11 protein-coding genes and 2 pseudogenes are annotated in these 14,719 nt (G+C 69.1%); 8 read left to right on the top strand and 5 right to left on the bottom strand.

The features are described 5' to 3' along the window. Positions 1-281, bottom strand: a pseudogene (locus AB0H32_RS24955) (DNA-directed RNA polymerase subunit alpha); the annotation flags it as partial. Positions 282-468: 187 nt separating this feature from the next. On the opposite strand from AB0H32_RS24955, the gene AB0H32_RS24950 reads away from it, so the two are divergent. The 4 genes from AB0H32_RS24950 (at position 469) to AB0H32_RS24935 (ending at position 4,475) form a co-directional block, all read left to right on the top strand. Then, the gene (locus tag AB0H32_RS24950; RefSeq protein WP_361124447.1) at positions 469-690 is read left to right on the top strand and encodes a hypothetical protein; all 222 of its coding nucleotides are present in this window, start codon (positions 469-471) and stop codon (positions 688-690) included. Positions 691-1,471: 781 nt separating this feature from the next. Further along, a complete protein-coding gene (locus AB0H32_RS24945) occupies positions 1,472-1,819 on the top strand; it encodes a hypothetical protein (RefSeq protein WP_361124445.1) in 348 nt (115 codons plus the stop codon). 414 nt (positions 1,820-2,233) lie between these two features. Then, a complete protein-coding gene (locus tag AB0H32_RS24940) occupies positions 2,234-3,169 on the top strand; it encodes a serine/threonine-protein kinase (protein WP_361124443.1) in 936 nt (311 codons plus the stop codon). A 127-nt stretch (positions 3,170-3,296) separates the two neighbouring features. Beyond that, on the top strand, positions 3,297-4,475 hold the full coding sequence (locus tag AB0H32_RS24935; protein ID WP_361124441.1) for a pentapeptide repeat-containing protein: 1,179 nt from the start codon (positions 3,297-3,299) through the stop codon (positions 4,473-4,475). A gap of 193 nt (positions 4,476-4,668) precedes the next feature. Here AB0H32_RS24935 and AB0H32_RS24930 read toward each other — a convergent pair whose 3' ends face one another. Then, positions 4,669-5,268, bottom strand: coding sequence for a TetR/AcrR family transcriptional regulator (locus tag AB0H32_RS24930; protein WP_361124439.1), 600 nt, complete (start codon positions 5,266-5,268; stop codon positions 4,669-4,671). Between the two features lie 199 nt (positions 5,269-5,467). On the opposite strand from AB0H32_RS24930, the gene AB0H32_RS24925 reads away from it, so the two are divergent. From AB0H32_RS24925 to AB0H32_RS24915, 3 genes are all read left to right on the top strand, one after another. Further along, positions 5,468-6,022, top strand: coding sequence for an ATP-binding protein (locus AB0H32_RS24925; RefSeq protein WP_361124438.1), 555 nt, complete (start codon positions 5,468-5,470; stop codon positions 6,020-6,022). A gap of 463 nt (positions 6,023-6,485) precedes the next feature. Beyond that, positions 6,486-9,521 (top strand): SpoIIE family protein phosphatase, encoded by a 3,036-nt coding sequence (locus tag AB0H32_RS24920; RefSeq protein ID WP_361124436.1) that lies wholly within the window; start codon positions 6,486-6,488, stop codon positions 9,519-9,521. Between the two features lie 148 nt (positions 9,522-9,669). Then, positions 9,670-10,080, top strand: coding sequence for a VOC family protein (locus AB0H32_RS24915; protein ID WP_361124434.1), 411 nt, complete (start codon positions 9,670-9,672; stop codon positions 10,078-10,080). Between the two features lie 36 nt (positions 10,081-10,116). Here AB0H32_RS24915 and AB0H32_RS24910 read toward each other — a convergent pair whose 3' ends face one another. From AB0H32_RS24910 to AB0H32_RS24900, 3 genes and pseudogenes are all read right to left on the bottom strand, one after another. Next, positions 10,117-10,725, bottom strand: coding sequence for a DJ-1/PfpI family protein (locus tag AB0H32_RS24910; protein WP_361124432.1), 609 nt, complete (start codon positions 10,723-10,725; stop codon positions 10,117-10,119). 157 nt (positions 10,726-10,882) lie between these two features. After that, a pseudogene (locus AB0H32_RS24905) lies at positions 10,883-11,185 on the bottom strand (hypothetical protein); the annotation flags it as partial. Between the two features lie 250 nt (positions 11,186-11,435). Next, complete coding sequence (locus tag AB0H32_RS24900; protein ID WP_361124430.1) at positions 11,436-11,675, bottom strand: hypothetical protein; 240 nt, start codon at positions 11,673-11,675, stop codon at positions 11,436-11,438. Positions 11,676-12,224: 549 nt separating this feature from the next. Here AB0H32_RS24900 and AB0H32_RS24895 point away from each other — a divergent pair. Then, positions 12,225-14,660, top strand: a complete 2,436-nt coding sequence (locus AB0H32_RS24895) for a SpoIIE family protein phosphatase (RefSeq protein ID WP_361124428.1) — start codon at positions 12,225-12,227, stop codon at positions 14,658-14,660. Positions 14,661-14,719: the final 59 nt, after the last annotated feature.

Below are 14,719 nucleotides of genomic sequence, written 5' to 3'. Positions count from 1 at the left end.
ACGACCGGCTCGTCGTGCTCCGAGGAGACGACCAGCTGCTTGATGTTGAGGATCAGGTCGGTGACGTCCTCCTTGACGCCCGGCACGGTGGTGAATTCGTGCAGAACGCCGTCGATCCGGACCGACGTGACAGCGGCGCCGGGGATCGAGGACAGGAGTGTACGGCGGAGCGAGTTGCCGAGGGTGTAGCCGAAGCCCGGCTCCAGCGGCTCGATCACGAACCGGGAGCGGAACTCGTCGACGACCTCTTCGGTCAGTGATGGACGCTGAGCAATCAGCACGAGGTATTGCCTCCAGTGTTTGGCGCCCGCTATGTGACGCCGTAGACACCACAAAGGGTACGCCTGTCCGTCGGCCGGTCGGCCGGTCGGCAGGCTCAGCTCTTGCTGGAGCGGAGTCCAACGATTCAGCTACTCCTGCTCCTGAGACCTAGCCACCGGCGCAGTTCATAGGCGCATACTGGGGGCAATGACAAAATCTTCTGCACCGAAGCGGCACCTGCCTACCAGCCCCTTCAAGGCTCCGGCCACGCCGGCTCCCAAGCACTTCGCCGTGGGCGACCAGGTCACACACGACATGTACGGCCTCGGCCGCGTGATCGGCATCGAGGACGGAATCGCGGCGCTCGTGGATTTCGGCTCGGCGCAAATGCGGATCTTGAGCCCGTACGCCAAGATGACCAAGCTGTAGGACCGCTGTGCCCGGTCACGGCACGCCAGGCCCCCTCAGGGACCTGCAACGAAAGGAACACCTCTCATCGATCTGACGTCGCTGTTCTCCGCCCTGGAAGGGCAACCCCGCTGTTCGGCTGCAGCATCGCCGCCTCCGACGACAAACCCCTTCCAAGCCCCGGACTTCGGGGAAGACGAGACCTTCCTGCTCGAGGACGTACGGGGGCCCGCCTCGGGCATGCGTGCGGCGCAGCCCAAGGCGGCTTAGCTCCCACGCGTGCGGCGGTTTCGACAGCCGGCCGCGGGCCGTCTCGGGTGCTGCGGTGAGGAGTGCGGCCGTCTCGGGTCCTGTTTCAATTCCCGCAGGCCGGCCGCCCACGAACGCAGCTGAACACCTCTGCACACAGCCCACCACCCCCGGCGCACGTTGGAAAGCGTGTGGGAGGTCTGTGCTTCAGCAGACGTCTGCGTGCGGGAGGCGTCAGGATCCGGCTGGGGTCCGCCGAACGGTGGTGCATGTCACCAGCGTGCGCAGGTGAGGGGCGCGCCGCCCCAAGGCGGAGCCCCGCCCGGCACTGCCGGCCTCCCGCTCGCGCCCAGAATTTCGCCGGTCATCGCCCCGCCCTCCGCGTGTCGACAGAGCCTTTCATCAGACCGCGATCCGGGCTGGGCGCGCAAAGGGGCTGACTCGTTCGAGCGACGACGGATCGATTCGGCGGCAGGTGACCGCTCGGGACGACGGGGACTTGGGAAGGGGGACTCCCGCACGATGTCGCTCCTCGTGAAGGGACACCTTGTTCATGCGTCTCCGCAATGCCGCGGTCGCCGCCTTCGGCGCCCTCGCCCTCGTCCTGGCCGTTCCCTCCTCCGCCTCCGCAGCGGAGGGGCAGTTCCAGTACTCCTACACCGGTCTGGACGGCACCCCTCGGATCGCGGTACTGGAAGATCCGGTGAGTCGGGAGTGCATCACTCTCCCCGAGGTCGCGGACCCCGGAGCCAGTTCCCCGGCCCACTCTCCTCGCAACCGGACCGACGAGTACGCGCGGGTCTTCACCGAGCCGGACTGCACGGGAGACTCATTCACGCTGCGCCCGCACACCGGGTACGGATCCGAGCGCCTGAAGCTCCGATCAGTCGTGTTTTTCTAGGCGGACGAGCGTGTGAGGCACCGCCCGTCCGCGAGGGCCTTGCGGGCGGGCGCTTTTCTCGCGCCTGCGGCGCGCGTCCGTAGGCGCTCGTGGCGCTCGAGCTGGTAGCGCCACGAGTGCATGTCGGTACGAGCCACTGCTCCAACTTCCCGATGTTCGCGCCTCCCTACCGTCCTTCGCCCGTCGTCACTGTGCGTTCCCCGTGCGGGTGGCGGTGCCGCCAGGCGCTGACGTGTGGGCCCCGTATGCCATTTCATGTAAATAGCCCGTTATGTATGCCATCGGAAAGGATTTGGGTGAGCGGTGTTTCCTTTGCGTCGAACGCGTTCGTGCTCGCCTTGGAAGCCGGTCCCGGTTCGGCGGCGTCGGCCATAGGTCGTCCTTCCGCAGCCGTCCGGGTGAGGGTGGTGGCTGATGGAGCATGACTGGGCTGACGAGGGGTTGTCCGCGGGGCGGCCCTCCGGCTTGATCGGGGCGCAGATCGCGGGCTACCGCGTGGAGCGCGAGATCGGCCGCGGGGGAATGGCGGTCGTCTACTGCGCAAAGGATGTGCGGTTGGAACGTACCGTGGCGCTGAAGCTGCTCGCTCCGCACCTGGCACATGATGACGCGTTCCGTCGGCGTTTCATGCATGAGATACGTGTGGCTGCTGTGATCGATCATCCCCATATCGTGCCGATCTACACGGCCGGGGAGGCCGACGGCGTTCTGTATATCGCCATGCGCTATGTCCCTGGGTGGGAATTGGGAGCGCTACTGGACCGTGATGGTCCGTTGCCGGTGGCGGCTGCGGTGCGTATTGCCGGTCAGGTGGCGTCGGCGCTGGATGCGGCGCATGAGTACGGTCTGGTGCACAGGGACGTCAAGCCCGGAAACATTCTCATTACCAGGGGCATCGACAACGACCGTCCCGAGCACGCCTATCTCACGGACTTCGGACTGGCGAAGCCGGCGACGGCGACGGGGGAATTTACCACAGTCGGCATGTTCGTAGGCACCCTGGACTATGTGGCACCGGAGCAGATCTCCGGCCATTCGGTGGGTGCGAGGTGCGACCTGTACGGCCTGGCCTGCACCGTTTACGAATCCCTTGTCGGCAGGCCGCTGTTCGAGCGCGACGATGACATGGCACTGCTGTGGGCGCACCAGTACGACGAGCCCCCTCCGTTGTCCGAGGGGTGTCCGGGGATCGCGCCGGGAGCCGACAGGGTGATGACGAAAGCCCTCGCCAAGATTCCTGCAAATCGTTACAGCTCGTGCAGGGAATTCGTGGCGGAGTTGCGTGTCGCCGTGAGTGGCGTGGGTGGGGGCTCTCGTCCGCCGACGCAGGAGGACGCAGGGCGGGCGTGAACCGAGGCCTGACGATGGCCGAGGACCGCATTCCTGCGTTTGTGATCGGCGGTGCTCCTCTCGGGCGGCCCGCGCGACAGCCGGGGCTCGACTCTCCCCGAATCCGAGTTTCGGTCATGCTTGAACGGTGACCCATGGACGCTGGTGGCGAGGTCAATCGCGGGATCCAAGCGGTCGGTACGCGCCGGACCTGTGGCCCGTAGGGATCGTGGTCGGCCTTACTGTCGTCGTGGTCTGCGCGGCCGGCGCCGGGGGGTACCGGATCGTCTATCACCTCATGCAAACCGTGGCCGGCGCATCGAGGCCCGCGCAAACCGTGAACATCGCCGACGTCGTCAAACTCACCATTGCCATCCTGACACTGTTCGGTGCGGTCCTTGCCGGTGTGTACGCCTACCGCAAGCAGAGAATCGCGGAGGGGGATGCCCATCGGGCGGACGCCATTCACTTCGCCGAGCGCTTTACCACCGCCGCTGGTCAGCTCGGTCATGAAACAGCGGCCGTACGCCTTGCCGGCGTGTACGCGATGGCAAGGCTGGCCGACGACTGGGATGAACAACGCCAGGTCTGCATCGACGTGCTGTGCGCCTGTTTACGCATGCCGTATGAACCCGACCCGGAGTCCGACAGCCACAGGAAGGGAGAACGCGAGGTTCGGCACACCATCATCCGAGTCATCCGCGACCACCTCGACGGCTCAAGGGAGTGGACGTCCTGGTCGGCCTGCAGTTTCGATTTCACGCGGGCCAATTTCGACGGTGGTGACCTTTCGGGCAGTCACTTCTCCGGCAGGGTCTCCTTCGCTGACGCCGAGTTCATCGGCGACGCGGTCAGCTTCACCGGCGCACGGTTCAACGGGGGCGGAGTCACTTTCAACCGTGCGCAGTTCAGCGACGGCACGGTCGCCTTCTGCCGTGCGCAGTTCAGCGACGGCACGGTCGCCTTCCGCCGTGCGCAGTTCAGCGGTGGCACGGTCAGCTTCGATCACGCGAAGTTCAGTGGTGGCACGGTGACCCTCGACGACGCGCAGTTCACGGGCGGCACCGTCACCTTCTACAACGCGCAGTTCACCGATGGCGCCGTCAGCTTCTCCTACGCGCAGTTCATCAGCAGCACGGTCACCTTCCATCACGCCAAGTTCAGCGGCGGCACGGTCGCGCTCGACCACGCCGCGTTCATCAGCAGCACGGTCGCCTTCGTCCGTGCACGGCTGAGAGGGGGCACGGTCACCTTCGACGGTGCCCGGTTCACCGGTGCCGACGTCCGATGGGGTCCGCTCCGGCCGCCAGAGGAGCGGCCAACCTGAGCCGTCCGCCCCACGGACGAGAAGCACCGGGCTTCCGAGGGCAGGGAGGACTCCGCTGGCCCTGGTGGTGGCGCAGCTCGCGGGGCGCATCCCGCTCAGTGGCTCGTCCTACCGGTGGGCCTCGCGGCCGGCCAACCCGAAGACCGGCTGGGGATTCGGCCGGCCGACCTTCTGCTACCTGGCCGTCGCATCCTCACGCCGTGGTGTGCCATCCGGGTTCCAGGCTGTCGAGGAGGGTGTGGAAGGCCTTGTCGGCCCGGTCCCAGTGGCCGTCCGCCAGCGGGGTGATCAGAAGGCCGAGGGAGGCGTCGGCCAGGAGGGTGGCCTGTGTCAGGGCTCGGTCCTGGGCCATGCCGAGGTCCCGGAAGACGGAGGCGAACAGGTCCGTCCATTCGGTGACGATGTCGCGCATGACGGGCCCGTAGCGGTCCGGGTGAAGCACGCTGGCGCTCATGATCTCGAGGTAGAGAGGGAGAGTGGCGCGTACGTCGGGGTCGCTGAACTGTCGCCACACCTCCTCCATGAAGCGGCGCAGGCTCGCTGGGTCCGTGAGTGAGCCGATGTTCTCCAGCAGGTACCGGGTGCGCAGGAGAGGCCGGCGCTCGTAGATGTCGAGAGCCTCGGCGACCATGCGTTCCTTGGTGCCGAAGTAGTACAGGAGCATGCGGTCGCTGGTGTCCAGGGCCTTGGCCAGCGGGCGCAGGGACAGGTCCGCGAGGCCGTTGCGCATCACGTACTCGCGGACCCGGTCGAGAAGGTCGCGTCGCTTGGCCGGATCGGGCGGGCGGGGCATGGGGGCTCCTGGAAGCGTGAGGGTCAAGGTTCCGTGTGTCCGCTATGGCGGTTTTGATTCTTTTGGTCGGGTCTTTACTGTAGCGGTTATTACGTCTATATTTTAGGTGTAGCGATTGCTACGTGTAAGCAGCCTGGCGTGGGCCGGGCACGTTCACCGGCGGATCGCCCGACCGCCTGCTCAGAAGGGACTGATCCCCATGGCCACCTGGGCCATCGGCTACCCCATCGCCTTTCGTCTGGGAGGGCCGTCCTCGCGTGCCGCTGCACCCTCGTGGTTCGCCAGGCAGTGGGCCCTGTGGTCCCGCATGCTCGCGCCGCTGCGACCGCTGGACGCGCCGCGCGGCCGCGCCACCGCCTGGGACGCCTCCTGGCCTCTGCAGCGGGAACTGACCTCCGTGCGCCGGGCCCGGCGGCTGGTGACCGCGCAACTGGGCGAGTGGGCTCTGGACGACCTGGCCGACACCGCCGAGCTGCTGGTGAGCGAACTGGTCACCAACGCCCTGCGGCACACGCGCGGCCCGCTCAGGCTCAACCTTCGGCTGCGCCACTCCCGCCTGCTGTGCGAGGTCGAGGACACCGAGTCCGCCCACCCTGCACGCAACGACGTCGACTCGGAAGCGGAGAGCGGCCGGGGCATCGAGCTCCTCGACCTGCTCGCGGACGCCTGGGGCAGCATTCGGACCGCCACCGGCAAGACCATGTGGTTCGAGCTGCAGGCGGAGGACCGTCTGCGCGGGGCGCAGGCGCCGTGACACAGGGGGTCGAGGGCTATCCGGCAGCCCCGGCCTTCGTGCGCCTGCGCCGAGCTCGGCAGGGCTGCCGTGCGACGGATCCCACCGGGTTCCGGCCCTCCGTTCTCGGACGATCCGCCCCGGTCCTGATGGCCGGGGCGGTGGCACATTCAGGTCACCGGTGGCACGAAGGGCCGGGAAGGGGCTCTCCTTGGCCCGGGGCGTGCCCTGCCGGTCGACCCGGGGCCCCTGCCCTGCCGGGGGGGCAGACCCCCAAGGCAGCACCTGGGCGTACGGCGGGTGTCCGGTGGTAGCCGCACGGCCACGTGCGGTTGTTCGGCACGAGAGGTTCCCCTGGACGGATGAAATCGCCTAAGTTATTCCGATTAAGATGGTTTCGACGGATGTAGACCGCTGGAGGTCCGCATCCGATCGCATGCGGCCCAGCGGGTGCGCGAGCGGTGAGCGGAGGTGGCAGTCGGCAGTGGTGAATGCCAGAGGCGGCGATGCCTACAACATCGGCCCGTCCATGCCCCGCGCCCAACATCCGCTGCGCCGGCCCCAGGGCCTGCGGACCGTACCGACGGTGCGGCCCCCGGAGCGGCACCGCATGCGGATGCGGCTGCTCGACGCCGTGGACGAGGACCGGCGCGATGTCGAGGTGCTGCTGACCGCGCTCCAGCAGGCGGTGGCCGAGGTGCACGGCCTGGGCGGCATGGTGCATCTCCCGGGCGGCGGCATGAGCGGCATCCTCTACCTGGTCGCCGACAGCGGCCTGCCGGAGTCGATGACCCGGCCCTGGCTGATCATCCCGGCCCGGGGCTCGGCGCCGCCCAGCAGGGCCGCCCACAACGACACCGTCGCCTGGCAGCCCGATCTGGTCCCGCCCGACCCGGTGCCCGGCCGGGACCCCGCCGCCCTGTGGCCTGCCCGGCTCCCCGCCGGCATCGGTCACCTGGCCGTCCCCATTCCGGGCGGTGGCCGGCGGCGCGGCGCGCTCTCCGTCCTCTTCGCCCCGGGTGCCGAGCCCGGCGCGGCGGAACGCACGTTCCTGAACGAGGTGGCGGCCTGGATGTCCGGGAGGCTCGGGTCGTCCGGGATCCTCAATCCGTCCGTCACCCTGCTGCGCGCCCTGGAGAACGGGTCAGGACCGCGGGAGGCCACCCCCCAGTGGGACGTGGAAGGGGCGCCCTCCATCACCTACACCTGGGACCTGCGCACCGGGGAGCTGACCTCCGACCGGCCCGTCGAGGAGGTGCTGGCCGGCATCGATCCGCAAGTGATGAGCGGCGGCATCGAGGCGTGGGCAGCGCTGATCCACCCGGACGACCTGCCAGGGGCGGTGGCCGGCTTCGACACGGGCATCCAGCTGCGCGGCGGCTTCCAGAACGAGTACCGGATCCGGCGTCAGGACGGCACATACCTCTGGATCGAGGCCCGTGCCCGGACGATCACGGACGAAGAGGGGACACCGGTGGAGGTGGTCGGCACCCTCCGGGACAGCAGCGAGACGCACGCCGCCGCCGAGTCGGTGGGGCGGGCACTGGGCCACATGAGCGACGGCTTCGTCTCCCTGGGCACGGACTGGCGCATCGGATTTCTCAACCAGGCCGCCGAGCGGCTCTTGGGCGCCGCGGGAGATGTGGCCGGAGCCCTGCTCTGGGACCTTCCCGCAGTACGGGCCGTGCCGGGGCTGGAGCAACGGTGCCGGGCCACGGCGGCCGAGGGCCACCCAACCGGATTCGACGTACCGGGGCCCGACGGGACGTCCTGGTACCACCTGCGGCTGGTGCCGGTGCCGGAAGGTCTCACGGTCTACATCACCGACACCACCGAGCGGCATCTGCGGGAGGCCGAGCGGGCCGCCGCGGAACGGGCGTCCGCGGAGCGGGCGGCCCTGATGCAGCAGATCACGCGGGAGCTGGCCGAGGCCGTCACGGCCCAGGACGTGATGGCGGCGGTGGCCGACGGTGTCATGACACCCCTGGGGGCCACCGGACTCATCATGCTCGGCGTGGTCGGCGACCGGCTGACCGTGGTCGGCTCCCGGGGATATTCCGAGCGCTTCACCCGACTGCTGGACGGGCAGTGGACGGTGCGGGACACCACGAACCCGGTGGGGGAGGCCCTGAGCACCCGCACCCCCCTCTACATCTCCTCCCCGGAGGAGTTCCTGCAGCGTTACCCCGGGACCGAGATCCTGATCCAGAAGGACGGCAAGCAGGCGTGGGCCTTCCTGCCGCTGGCGGTGTCGGGGCGCGGGATCGGCGCGGCGGTGATCTGCTTCGGCGGGCCGCGAGTGCTGGGCGACGACGAACGAACGCTGCTGACCGCGCTCAGTGGACTGATCGCGCAGGCCCTGGAGCGGGCCGGGCTCTACGACGAGGCGACGACCCGGGCCCGTACCCTCCAGCGCAGCCTGCTGCCGCAGGAACTGCCCGAGCTGCCCGAGGTGACGACGGCGGCGCGCTACCAGCCGGCCAAGCAGGGAGCCGACGTCGGCGGCGACTGGTACGACGTGATCCCGCTCTCCGCGGCCCGGGTGGCGCTCGTGATCGGCGACGTCATGGGCCACGGCATGGCCGAGGCTGCCACCATGGGCGCGCTCCGCACGGCCGTCCGCACCCTCTCGGAGCTGGAGCTGCCGCCCGACGAGATCCTCGGCCACCTCAACGACATCGTCGGCGAGCTGGGCACCGATGTCTTCGCGACCTGCCTGTACGGCATCTACGACCCGGTGACCCGGTGTCTGTCGTACGCCAGCGCCGGTCAGCCGCCCCCGGCGGTGGCCCAGCCCGACGGCACCGTGACCTTCCTGTCGATGACCCCGGACCCGCCCCTGGGAGTGGCCGCTCCGCCCTTCGAAACCCTCGAGACCCTCCTGCCCGCCGACAGCCTGCTCGCCCTCTACAGCGACGGTCTGGTCGAGAGCAAGGACAGGGATGTCACCACCGGCATGAGCCACCTCGCCGAGCTCCTCTTCCAGTCCGTGAACGCCATGCCGACCTCGCCGGCGGACGCGTCCGACCTGGATGCCCTCTGCGCCACCCTCACCTCCGCTCTCCTCCCCGCCCACGGCGCGCTGAGCGACGACGCCGCCCTGCTGCTGGCCCGCACCCACGCGCTGGACGCGGAGAACGTCGCCGAGTGGCCGTTGCCGGAGGACCCGATGGCGGCGGGCCAGGCCCGCGACCTGGTCCGCGCCCAGCTCACCGACTGGGGCCTGGCCGACGAGGACCTGCTCATGACCACCGAACTCCTGGTCAGCGAGCTGGTCGGGAACGTCATCCGGCACGCCTGCGGCCCCATCCGGCTGCGCATGCTCCGCAGCCGCGCACTGATCTGCGAGGTCTCCGACGCCAGCCTGACCACGCCGCACATCCGCCACACCTCCGCCACCGACGAGGGCGGCCGCGGCCTGCAGCTCATCTCCGCGCTCTGTCAGCGCTGGGGCACCCGCCACACCCGCACCGGCAAGGCCATCTGGACCGAGCAGCCCCTCCCCACCGCCTCGGTCTGATCTTCACCATGCGGGTCGGGGACCTTCGGCATCTTCCGGCCCCCCGGCACGTGACACGGCCCGGCCGGCGGGTTCGAGAGAGCCGCAGGTCTCAGCGCTACCGTGGAGCCACATGTCGACTTCCTGACAGCGCCGAGGAGCACGTGGCATGGACATCGTGACGTCGCAGAAGATCACCACGTTCCTGATGTTCGAGGGCAACGCCGAGGACGCGATGACCTTCTATGTCTCGCTCTTCGACGGCGCCGAGATCGTCGCCGTCACCCGCTACGGCTCCGAGGGGCCCGGCAAGGAAGGCAGCGTGCAGCACGCGACGTTCTCACTCGCCGGCGCGCAGTTCATGTGCATCGACAGCCCCGCGCACCACGGCTTCACCTTCACGCCCGCGATCTCGCTCTTCGTGCAGTGCGAGAACCTGACCGAGATCGACCGTCTCTACACGGCCCTCGTCGAGCAGGGCACGGAGCTCATGCCGCTGGGAGAGTACGGCTTCAGCCCCAGGTTCGGCTGGGTCAACGACCGGTTCGGTGTCTCCTGGCAACTGAACCTGCCCGCGTGATCGGTGGCCGATGCCCCGGGCTTCGGGCGAGGGGCGTCAGCGCAGTGCGGCCTCGCCCGTGTGGACGGCACGCAGGGCGCGCTCGACCGTTTCCTGGTTCTCGCCGACCGGAGCCACGTAGTCGATGACCGCACGCGCGGCGTCCTCCCCGAGCGTGCGGGTGATCACCCACGCGGCGAGATACTGGGACGCCAGGCAGCCGCCCGCCGTGGCGATGTTCCCCTCGGCGTGGAACGGAGCGTCCAGCACGGTGACGTCGCAGGCTTCGACAAAGGGCCGGCTCTTCATGTCCGTGCAGGCAGGCATGCCATCGAGCAACCCGAGCCGGGCGAGTACCAGCGCGCCGGAGCACTGGGCACCGATCAGTTGCCGCGAAGGGGCGAGCGGCAGCCTGGAGATCAGCCGGTCGTCGGCGACCACGTCCCGCGTCCTGACCCCACTGCCGACCAGTACGACGTCGGCTTCGGTCACGAACTCCATCGGGCGCTGGCCGGTCACCTCGACACCGTTCATGGACGTGACCACCGGCGTGGGCGTCGTGATGAAGGCCTCCAGGCCGTCCTTTCGGCACCGGTTGATCAGCGCGGAGGCGATGAAGCTGTCGAGTTCGTTGAATCCGTCGAAGGTGAGCACCGCTACCTGCATGGCATCTCCTCGGAGCGCGGCATCAGCGGTCGAGTGTCTCAGACGGGCTGTTCCCACCGGCCCTGCTCGGCCGTGCCTCGCTGAATTCAGGATGTTTTCCTTCGGCGGGGAACGGAATTGTCGAGTCGCCGCAGGGCCAGGGCTTCAAACCCGTGGGCCGGTCGAGGTGGAACGGGGAGCCCGGGGCCGTGGGGGTCCAACCCCTGCTGAGAGCGCGCTCGACGGCCTCGGCGACGTCGGACGGCCGTACGGGCTCGGCCGCGTGCCCGAACCAGTTGCTCGAATGCGGCTGGCCGGTGGTGACCACGAGCGTGGTTCCGGGGGTGTCCGCGTGCTCGACCGCGAACGTACACGGCGACCAGGACAGGGCCTGGGAGTAGGTCGGCCTGCGTCGTAGCCGCCACCGGTAGGCCGTGCCGTCGACAACGATGCGTCGTGATCCCTTACGGCCCAGTGCCATCGCCCCTCCTCGGTCGCCCCTGTATTCAACCGACCGGCTTGGCCGTTGAGCGAACGGGGTGGCGCCCGCAGAGAGATGCGGCCGTACAAACCGGCCCGAACGGGGCCGAGTTGCCGTCCGGGGCCGGTGGATCCGGGCTCGGACGGGGGGCCGGTGCGGCGTGCGCGGAGTACTCCCATCCCGTACGGCATCGCCCCCGGCAGTACGGGATGGGAGCTGGAGAGGGGGTGGGCGGAGGGGGTCGCTCGGCCTAGCCGGCGAAGTGGTCGATCACGTTGCCGTTTCCGCACTTGTTGGGGGAGACGGGGAGGTAGGCGGCCAGGATGGGAACCGCGATCGATTCCGAAAGGCAGGCGGGTGCCGGCGAGAAGGTCCAGTTGTTGCCGCCGGTGACGCCACCGCCGAAGTTGGTGCCGTTGTCGGCGTTTGCGGGAGCGGCCATGGCCACGGTGGCCAAAGCGACCGCGGCAGTGATGATGATCTTTCGCATGTCTGCTGTAACGACCCGAATGATCCAAGGGCACGCCCTGCAAAGGTGTGTCCCCCGCTTGCTCGAAACAATGAGCATCAACGGGAAATAATGTGGATCCGACTGCCTCGGTTTCCTGCTGTTTCCGATGTGGATCCGGCAGTGACGGGGGCTGCGTGCCGGGCGGAAACGGCTGCACGGGCGAAGCGGAAAGGGCCCGCGGGCGAATGGGAGCGGGCGGTCCAGGAATACCGCGTCGCAGTGGGGCCCGGTCATGCCGAGCCCGGCGTCGAAAGGCCGGGCCGCCGCCTGACGGCGGGATGACCGTAAGAAGTCATGTGAGCGCCATGGGCGATCGCAGTGGGTTCCGGTAAAGGTGAGAAGATTCGTCCTTTCATTCTCCTCATTCTCCGATCGGGACCCCGGGCCATGCCGCATCGTCCTCGCCGGAGACGGGCCGGAATCAGGGTCCGGAAACCGGGGCCGGAGGCCCGGGGTCGCCCGGACGGGAGAGTCGCGGACGGACACCGGGGGGAGGACCATCGAAGGCACGGAGGCAAGGTGGTGGCTATGGGGACACCGGCGATGCTCTTCAGCGAGAGTCCGGAGGATCCGTTCGCCCTCGGGCACGGCGGTTCGGCCGTGCTCGACGATCACGGCACCGTGGTCGGCTGGAGCACGCGCGCACAGGAGCTGCTCGGCTATCAGGCCAAGGAAGTGATCGGACGAACGTGGCCGGACCTCCTGATCGACGCGCGTGACCTGCATGCCGCACGGGCCGCCGCCGCATCCGCCATGAGGACGGGGGGCTGGTTCGGGGTCCTGCCCGTCCGGCACCGTGACGGACGGCGTGTGGAGCTGGGCTTCCGGGCCCGTGCGATCACCCGGGAAGGGGAGAGCCGGGAGTGGGTTCTCGTCGGTGCCCCTGCCGCGGACGTCGTTGCCTGGCAGCGGGACCGCGCGTTGCTGGACGGCCTGTACCGCAGGTCTCCGATCGGTCTGGTCATCCACGGCACGGACAGGAGGGTGATCCGGGTCAATCGTGCGGTCGAGAAGGCGAGCGGTGTCCCGGCCGACCTGCCGGTGGGCCATCGGCCCGCCGAATTCCTGGTCGACGAGGACGGGGGACCCGCGGAGGAACGAGTACGGCACGTCCTGGAGACCGGAGAGCCGTTGATCTTCACGGAGCAGTCCGCCCGGGCACGCCACGATCCTGGCCGGGAGCGGATGGTGTCCGTCTCGGCGTTCCGGATGGAGGATTCGGCGGGGCGGGTCCTCGGGGTGGCCGAGACGATCGAGGACATCACCGATCGCCATCGGGCCCAACGCAGGCTCGCCCTGCTGAACGAGGCGAGCGCCCGGATCGGAACCTCGCTGGACGTGCGACAGACCGCCCGGGAACTGACCGAGGTCGCCGTCCACGGCCTGGCCGACTACTGCTCGGTGGACCTTCTGAGGCCGGTCACACTCGGCGACGAACCGGTCCCCGGAGCGGCGGGCCCGCTGGTCCGCGTGGCCTTCTCGCCCCCGGAAATCCGGGTCCCCTTCCACGAGGGCGATGTGATCCCCCTCCTTCCGCAATCTCCGCAGGCGCGGTGCCTGGCCGAGCGCCGCCCGATCGCCGAACGGCTGCTGTCCCTGCGCCCCGAGTGGTACGCCATGGACCGGCGACGGGTCGAGATCGCCCTGGGCCTGGGCGTTCATTCGCTGATCGCGCTGCCCCTGGTGGCGCGCGGCCTGGTGCTGGGCATCGTGAGCCTGTGGCGAGCGCGCCATTCGGAGCCCTTCGAGGACGACGACGTCGCGGTGGCCCAGGAGTTCTCCTCGCGTGCGGCCGTCTGCATCGACAACGCGCGCCGCTTCACCCAGCAGCAGAACGCCGCTCTGACACTGCAGCGCAGCCTGCTGCCGGGCGCGGTGTCCGACCTGCCGGCCGTCGACGTGGCCTGTCGGTACTTTCCGGCCAGCGGTGAGCCGGGCATAGGCGGTGACTGGTTCGACGTGATCCCGTTGTCGGGGGCCAGGGTCGCCCTCGTCGTGGGGGACGTGGTCGGCCACGGGATCCATGCCGCGGCCTCGATGGGCCGCCTGCGTGCCGCCGTGCGCACCCTTGCCAGCCTCGATCTCGAACCCGACGAGATCGTGGCACGGCTGGACGATCTGGTCAGTCTGCTGGCCGGCGAGCTGGAGGCGAACGCCGACGACAGTCAGTCCACGGTCGAGCAGGTGCTCGGGGCCACCTGCCTGTACGCGGTCTACGATCCGGTCTCCCGGCACTGCTCCATGGCACGCGCAGGTCACCTGGCACCGGTCCTCTCCACGCCGGACGGCGAGGTGACCGTGGTCGACCTGCCCGCCGGGCCACCGCTCGGCCTGGGCGGGCTGCCGTTCGAGACGTACGACCTCGACCTCCCCGAGGGCAGTCTGCTCACGCTCTACACCAACGGCCTCCTCGAGGCTCGCGACGGCGACATCGACATTGCGATGGACAGCCTGTGCGCATGTCTCACCCAGCCCGACGAACCTCTGGACAACACCTGCCACGCGGTGGTCGAGGCACTGCTGCCCAAGGGTCATCTCCCCAGCGACGACATCGCGTTGCTCATCGCCCGTACCCGGGTGCTGCCGCCGGAGAACGTCGCCTCGTGGCAGCTGCCCCTGGAAGCGACCGCCGCCGCCCGCGCCAGGGAGCTGACCACGGCGAAGCTGACCGAATGGGGTCTGACGGACCTGGTCTTCACCACCGAGCTGGTCGCCAGCGAGCTCGTCACCAACAGCTACCGGTACGCGGACGGCCCGGTCACCCTGCGCCTCATCCGCACCCATTGCCTGATCTGCGAGGTGTCCGACTCCAGCCACACGTCTCCCCACCTCCGGCGTGCCCTCACCACCGACGAGGGCGGACGCGGACTCTTCCTGGTCGCGCAGCTCACGGAGCGGTGGGGCACGCGCTACACCCACGACGGCAAGACCGTCTGGACGGAACAGGCCCTGCCGCCCGCCTGATCTTCGGGCGGCGCCACGAGGAACCCGTCGTCCTCGGTTGCGTCCGGTGATCCACGTCG

It is taken from the genome of Streptomyces sp. NPDC020362 (assembly GCF_040642095.1).
Classification (GTDB): Bacteria; Actinomycetota; Actinomycetes; order Streptomycetales; family Streptomycetaceae; genus Streptomyces.
This window is presented reverse-complemented; position numbering and strand designations above follow the sequence as displayed.

Excerpts from the sequence above, each read along its gene's own strand:
- AB0H32_RS24950 (WP_361124447.1), top strand. The coding sequence starts at position 469 with ATGACAAAATCTTCTGCACCGAAGCGGCACCTGCCTACCAGCCCCTTC.
- AB0H32_RS24945 (WP_361124445.1), top strand. The coding sequence starts at position 1,472 with ATGCGTCTCCGCAATGCCGCGGTCGCCGCCTTCGGCGCCCTCGCCCTC.
- AB0H32_RS24940 (WP_361124443.1), top strand. The coding sequence starts at position 2,234 with ATGGAGCATGACTGGGCTGACGAGGGGTTGTCCGCGGGGCGGCCCTCC.
- AB0H32_RS24930 (WP_361124439.1), bottom strand. The coding sequence starts at position 5,268 with ATGCCCCGCCCGCCCGATCCGGCCAAGCGACGCGACCTTCTCGACCGG.
- AB0H32_RS24925 (WP_361124438.1), top strand. The coding sequence starts at position 5,468 with ATGGCCACCTGGGCCATCGGCTACCCCATCGCCTTTCGTCTGGGAGGG.
- AB0H32_RS24915 (WP_361124434.1), top strand. The coding sequence starts at position 9,670 with ATGGACATCGTGACGTCGCAGAAGATCACCACGTTCCTGATGTTCGAG.
- AB0H32_RS24910 (WP_361124432.1), bottom strand. The coding sequence starts at position 10,725 with ATGCAGGTAGCGGTGCTCACCTTCGACGGATTCAACGAACTCGACAGC.
- AB0H32_RS24900 (WP_361124430.1), bottom strand. The coding sequence starts at position 11,675 with ATGCGAAAGATCATCATCACTGCCGCGGTCGCTTTGGCCACCGTGGCC.
- AB0H32_RS24895 (WP_361124428.1), top strand. The coding sequence starts at position 12,225 with ATGGGGACACCGGCGATGCTCTTCAGCGAGAGTCCGGAGGATCCGTTC.